The sequence below is a fragment of the Pseudomonas sp. HMSC08G10 genome, assembly GCF_001808425.1.
Classification (GTDB): domain Bacteria; phylum Pseudomonadota; class Gammaproteobacteria; order Pseudomonadales; family Pseudomonadaceae; genus Aquipseudomonas; species Aquipseudomonas guariconensis.
Window position 1 is genome coordinate 1 of record NZ_KV793284.1, and the last position, 4,179, is coordinate 4,179.

The window sequence follows — 4,179 nt, forward strand, 5'->3', positions numbered from 1 at the left end:
AAAGTGCCGCCCTGGCCCTCGAAGAGAAGGTATTCGTCAAGCCGGGTGCAGTGGACGCTGGCAACTCCGCGTTCACCGCAAGTCCAGACTCCATCGTGGCCGGCAGCGGTCAGACGTCCGAGCTGCAGCTAACGGCCAAGGACGCCAAGGGGAACCTTGTACCTGGCATCGTAGGTGATCTGGAGTTCGAAGTGATCGATAGCATGGGCGGGGCGGCCGGTACCGACGTGACCATCAAGGACCTGCAGGAAACCACCCCAGGTGTATACACCGCCAAACTCACAGGTACCAAGGTGGAGAACTGGAGTGTGACGCCGATTTATAAAAAGACTCACTTGGGCCTTTTGACCAAGACAGTCAAACTGACAGCAACCGCCCCTGCGCCCGATAAATCGACCTTTACAGTATCGGCAACGTCTGGTCTCCCCTATCTAAAAATAACACTCACACTGGAAGCAAAAGATGCGTCCGGCAATCCGCTGACTGGCCTTGCGAGCAACCTGCAATTTGTAGTTAAACATGACTCTCTGGGCCGTCCCTTGGATCCGGGTGACGTGAACATTAGCGAAACTCAAGAAACGGCTACCCCGGGGACTTATACTGCAAAATTTTGGTCCTTCATAGTCGACGACCATACTATCGTGCCACTCTTTAATGGTGCCGACATTGGTACGTTGTCTCAGACTGTCGCAATCAAGTACCTGTATCCCAGCACAGCCAAGGTGCATGTGAAGTATGATGATTTCAACCCGGCTTGGACCAATACCTTGATCAAATCCGCAAAGTTCCACTTCCGAGTGAATGAGCGAGAGGCAAGCAGAGACGAGTACGACGCCACCATAGTAACGCCTGTTTCCTGGCTTTCGGAAATACCCTCTATACCTTTAGGATTCCAAGCCAACGACGTTCCATTGACAACGGAAAGCGTCCAAATAAAGTTTTCGGCAAAAAAAGGAAATAACACCTTCATCCATACGATGACGCCGACATTCCTTAAGCCGTCGAAGGACAAGCTATCCTTTGCTGACGCTACTAGCTCCTGTGAAAGCCAGGGTGGTAGTCTTGCAGATGGGATAGTACGCGAGGCATGGAGAGACTGGAAGAGTATAGGCTATGAAAATGATTTACATTGGCGTACCTCTGACATTAGCCCTTCGTTGTTTGATCCTGTAACGGGGAATACAGAAACGAGCGGTGTCGATCCAAAGGCTAAACATTATTACGTTTGCATGAGTCTGTGACACGTTTTAATACCCCAGCAAAAATCCTGATACCGCAAGGCATCAGGATTTTTTGCGTTTATGCCTCCATGGGCATCGCTCGATCGACTCACGTACGCTATTGCAAAGCCCGCGCCCCCACCCGCTCCCCCTGCTCGATCGGCACCTGCCGCGCCAGATGATCGGCCGCAATGCTCCAGGTAGGCGTCCATGCGCGCCGGGTCGTAGTCCTCGCCGACCGTTGCACGCAGGTAGGCCCGGGCCTCTTCGCGCGAATCGTTGCCACCGAGCCTTCGATCTGGTGGTTGCAGGGAACCCAGATCCCGCCCCCGGAGATGGCGGTGGTGCCGCCGTACTCGGCGGCCTTCTCCACCATCAATACCGACAGCCTCTGGTCGTGGGCCCGTAGCGCCGCAGTCATGGCCCCAGCGCCTGAACCGACCACGACCACGTCGTAGACGGCGTCCCAGTGCACAGCCTGCGGATTGTCGTTGTTCATCGATGCACCTCCCCGCTGGCCGCGATTCCATGGAGACCGCACTATGTCCACATATTTTATTTTTGAGCCATTGGGATGACACAAAAACTTGCAGCCGGCCATTAAGTGCGACAATCGCCGCCACTCCCAATGATCACAGAAGGTTCCGCCATGACCCGACAACTGCGCTGGGGCGATGCCAGCCGCATGGACAGTGCCGAGCAAGGGCGTCAGCAGATCCTCGAATGCGCCCTGGCGGCGATGAGCGAGGTGGGCCCGGAGGGGTTTGCCATCGACGACGTGGCGCGCCGGGCGAATATTTCCCGACGCACGCTCTACCGCTACTTCGCCACCAAGCAGGCACTGGTGCAGGCGGTGATCAGCCGCGAGAACGCCGGGTTCTTCAGTGCCATGCAGCAACAGCTGGTCGGCTTCGAGGACGATTTCGAGCGCTACCTGGAAGAATGCCTGTGCTTTGCCGTGCGCTACCGCGACCAGCACCGGGGCGGGTTTCACCAGGGCTACCTGGCCAAGGCGGCCAGGGCCAGCGGGTCGAAGTGCAAATCGGCCATGCTGTCGCCATAGGCGCTGTAATTGAGCAGTTGGCCCAACTGCGCCAGGGCCGTCAGCTCAGGTGCGCCCAGGCCGGGGCGTTGCGCCAGGGCCCGTGCCGGCCCAGCAATGCAATGTCGCGCTTGACCCCGCTGACCAGTTGCACGTTTGGGTCGAGTTCGCCCGCCAGGCGCAACTGCTGCCGGGCGCACAGACCATCGGCGTCGCCGTTGAAGGCGCAATGATCGAGCATGACCGCCCCCTTCAATACATCACCTCGCCGCCATTGGCGTCGAGCTGCGCGCCGTTGATTGCGCTGGAATAGTCCGAGGCCAGAAACAACGCCGCCCGGGCGCATTCATCATCGGTGCGCATACGCCCGCCGGGGATGCCCGCGCTGAATTCGGCCTTGACCTGCGCCTCGCTGATCCCGCGGGCCTCGGCACTCTGACGGACCACCGCCTGCACCGGCGCCCCCCACATCCAGCCGCAGGCCAGGGCATTGACGCGGATTTGGAAGTTGCCCCTGGGCATCGAGCTCAAGCTGGCTGGCGTCGATAAAGCCGGTCTGGATCATCTTGCCGTCGGTCTCGTAACCGCCTTTCTGTGTGCCGAAGCTCAAGTAGGCGACACTGCCGCGCTGGCCGCTGACGCGATAGCGCTGGGCGCCATTGAGGCGGGCGTAGCGGTACAGGTTGTCGGGGTTGTCGGCGCCGATCTTGGCGGTTTCGTGGGAGGGTGTGATGAAGCCTGGAAAGTCCGGGTCGGCGAACTCCGGGTGCATCCCCAGGGCGATGCGCAGCAGGCGCGTGAGGTAGCGAAAGCCTTCGGCGCGGATCTGCGCATCGGCCGGCGCCTCGGCGCGCAGGATCTGCTCGCCGCTGCGCCTTAGCTGTTCGCAGAACCGGTTCCAGGTTTCACCGCTGCACACCTGCTGCTCGGTTGGGTCGTTGGCCATGAGGGTCTCCTTGGGGGGCGGGATGCCGCCGGTTGGGAGACCATAGGAATTGCGACCCTCGGAGTACTACGTCCGAGCGGACTAAACTGCGATGCTCGCAAAAATCAACGTGATGTTCTTTTTTGTATGGCCGTTCGAATCAAGTTGGCCATCCGTTGCGGACCATTTCTCTCTTTCTCCACCACTTCATAAAAGTGACGGGTGGAAGGAAACACATCGTCTCGCTCGCCTGCCTCTATATATTTCTCATCATTTGGATTAGCCCCAATGATGCTCCCATCCGGACTAACGCTAATGGCAATGAAGTGGTTTTTCCCTTCCTCCTCAACCTTATAGATTGGGCGGGCCGACTCGCGTCCATAGGCCTTGCCTTGCTGACCCACGATCTCTCCCTCAGTGAGGGCTTTCATGATGATCGACTGTATTTCTACATCTTTAGTGAACCCGACGACTTCAAAATCACGGTAATGATTTTGTCTGATGTGCCTCCACCCCTCCCCCTTTGACTTGTCTCCTTTTTTGTCTTTTCCAATCCAGCCAGTGAGCATAAAAACAGGTCTCAACTCCTGCTTACCGCCAACATTTACAAGTCTTCTACCCACTGCCTCGGTAGGCTCGTATTTAACACGGCTATTTCTGGATTCGACCCATTGACGCAAACCGGTGGAGGCGCTGTCTTTCAGCGCATAATTGGGCTCTGCCCTTGAGCCGCCTGCAGTGGCCGCCGTGTTGGCGTCCTTGCTTTGCTTGGGCTGCTGATTCCTTTGCTTCCTGCCCTTGGGCAATACAAATCCGTCGTCATCCTCATTGGGATCTCGGTCCGCCAACCCTTGGTCGTCGAGGCGCGAGACGGGATTGTTCCTTACCATGCTGTACAGGTTCAGCCCGTCTACCGTGCCAGCGGGATCGGCACTGAGCCACCGTCCGGCCCAGGATTGGTAATAGCGATAGCCGTAGTAATAGAGCCCCGT

Annotated in this window: 6 protein-coding genes and 1 pseudogene; 3 read left to right on the forward strand and 4 right to left on the reverse strand. The window is 57.9% G+C overall.

The window, feature by feature from the left end:
* On the forward strand, positions 1–1,241 hold a 1,241-nt coding region (locus HMPREF3173_RS01145), incomplete at its 5' end, for an invasin domain 3-containing protein (RefSeq protein WP_218188834.1).
* Positions 1,242–1,411: 170 nt separating this feature from the next.
* Here HMPREF3173_RS01145 and HMPREF3173_RS24755 read toward each other — a convergent pair.
* A pseudogene (locus tag HMPREF3173_RS24755) lies at positions 1,412–1,719 on the reverse strand (FAD-binding protein); the annotation flags it as partial.
* A 150-nt stretch (positions 1,720–1,869) separates the two neighbouring features.
* Between HMPREF3173_RS24755 and HMPREF3173_RS01155 the strand changes: the two are divergent.
* Positions 1,870–2,283 carry a TetR/AcrR family transcriptional regulator gene (locus HMPREF3173_RS01155; RefSeq protein ID WP_070571156.1) on the forward strand — a complete coding sequence of 138 codons (414 nt, stop codon included), beginning with the start codon at positions 1,870–1,872 and terminating at the stop codon, positions 2,281–2,283.
* Between the two features lie 40 nt (positions 2,284–2,323).
* Here HMPREF3173_RS01155 and HMPREF3173_RS01160 read toward each other — a convergent pair whose 3' ends face one another.
* Positions 2,324–2,503 carry a hypothetical protein gene (locus HMPREF3173_RS01160; protein WP_070571157.1) on the reverse strand — a complete coding sequence of 60 codons (180 nt, stop codon included), beginning with the start codon at positions 2,501–2,503 and terminating at the stop codon, positions 2,324–2,326.
* Positions 2,504–2,514: 11 nt separating this feature from the next.
* A complete protein-coding gene (locus HMPREF3173_RS24670) occupies positions 2,515–2,784 on the reverse strand; it encodes an SDR family oxidoreductase (protein WP_371906656.1) in 270 nt (89 codons plus the stop codon).
* On the opposite strand from HMPREF3173_RS24670, the gene HMPREF3173_RS25220 reads away from it, so the two are divergent.
* Positions 2,771–3,142 carry a hypothetical protein gene (locus HMPREF3173_RS25220; RefSeq protein WP_218188835.1) on the forward strand — a complete coding sequence of 124 codons (372 nt, stop codon included), beginning with the start codon at positions 2,771–2,773 and terminating at the stop codon, positions 3,140–3,142. The genes HMPREF3173_RS24670 and HMPREF3173_RS25220 overlap by 14 nt on opposite strands.
* Positions 3,143–3,312: 170 nt before the next feature.
* Here HMPREF3173_RS25220 and HMPREF3173_RS25225 read toward each other — a convergent pair.
* Positions 3,313–4,179: RHS repeat-associated core domain-containing protein (locus tag HMPREF3173_RS25225; RefSeq protein WP_371906657.1), on the reverse strand; the 867-nt coding region annotated here is incomplete at its 5' end.

What these genes read in the sequence shown, in the direction of transcription:
- HMPREF3173_RS01160 (WP_070571157.1), bottom strand. Translation starts at nt 2,503, where the DNA reads ATGCTCGATCATTGCGCCTTCAACGGCGACGCCGATGGTCTGTGCGCC.
- HMPREF3173_RS24670 (WP_371906656.1), bottom strand. Translation starts at nt 2,784, where the DNA reads ATGCCCAGGGGCAACTTCCAAATCCGCGTCAATGCCCTGGCCTGCGGC.
- HMPREF3173_RS01155 (WP_070571156.1), top strand. Translation starts at nt 1,870, where the DNA reads ATGACCCGACAACTGCGCTGGGGCGATGCCAGCCGCATGGACAGTGCC.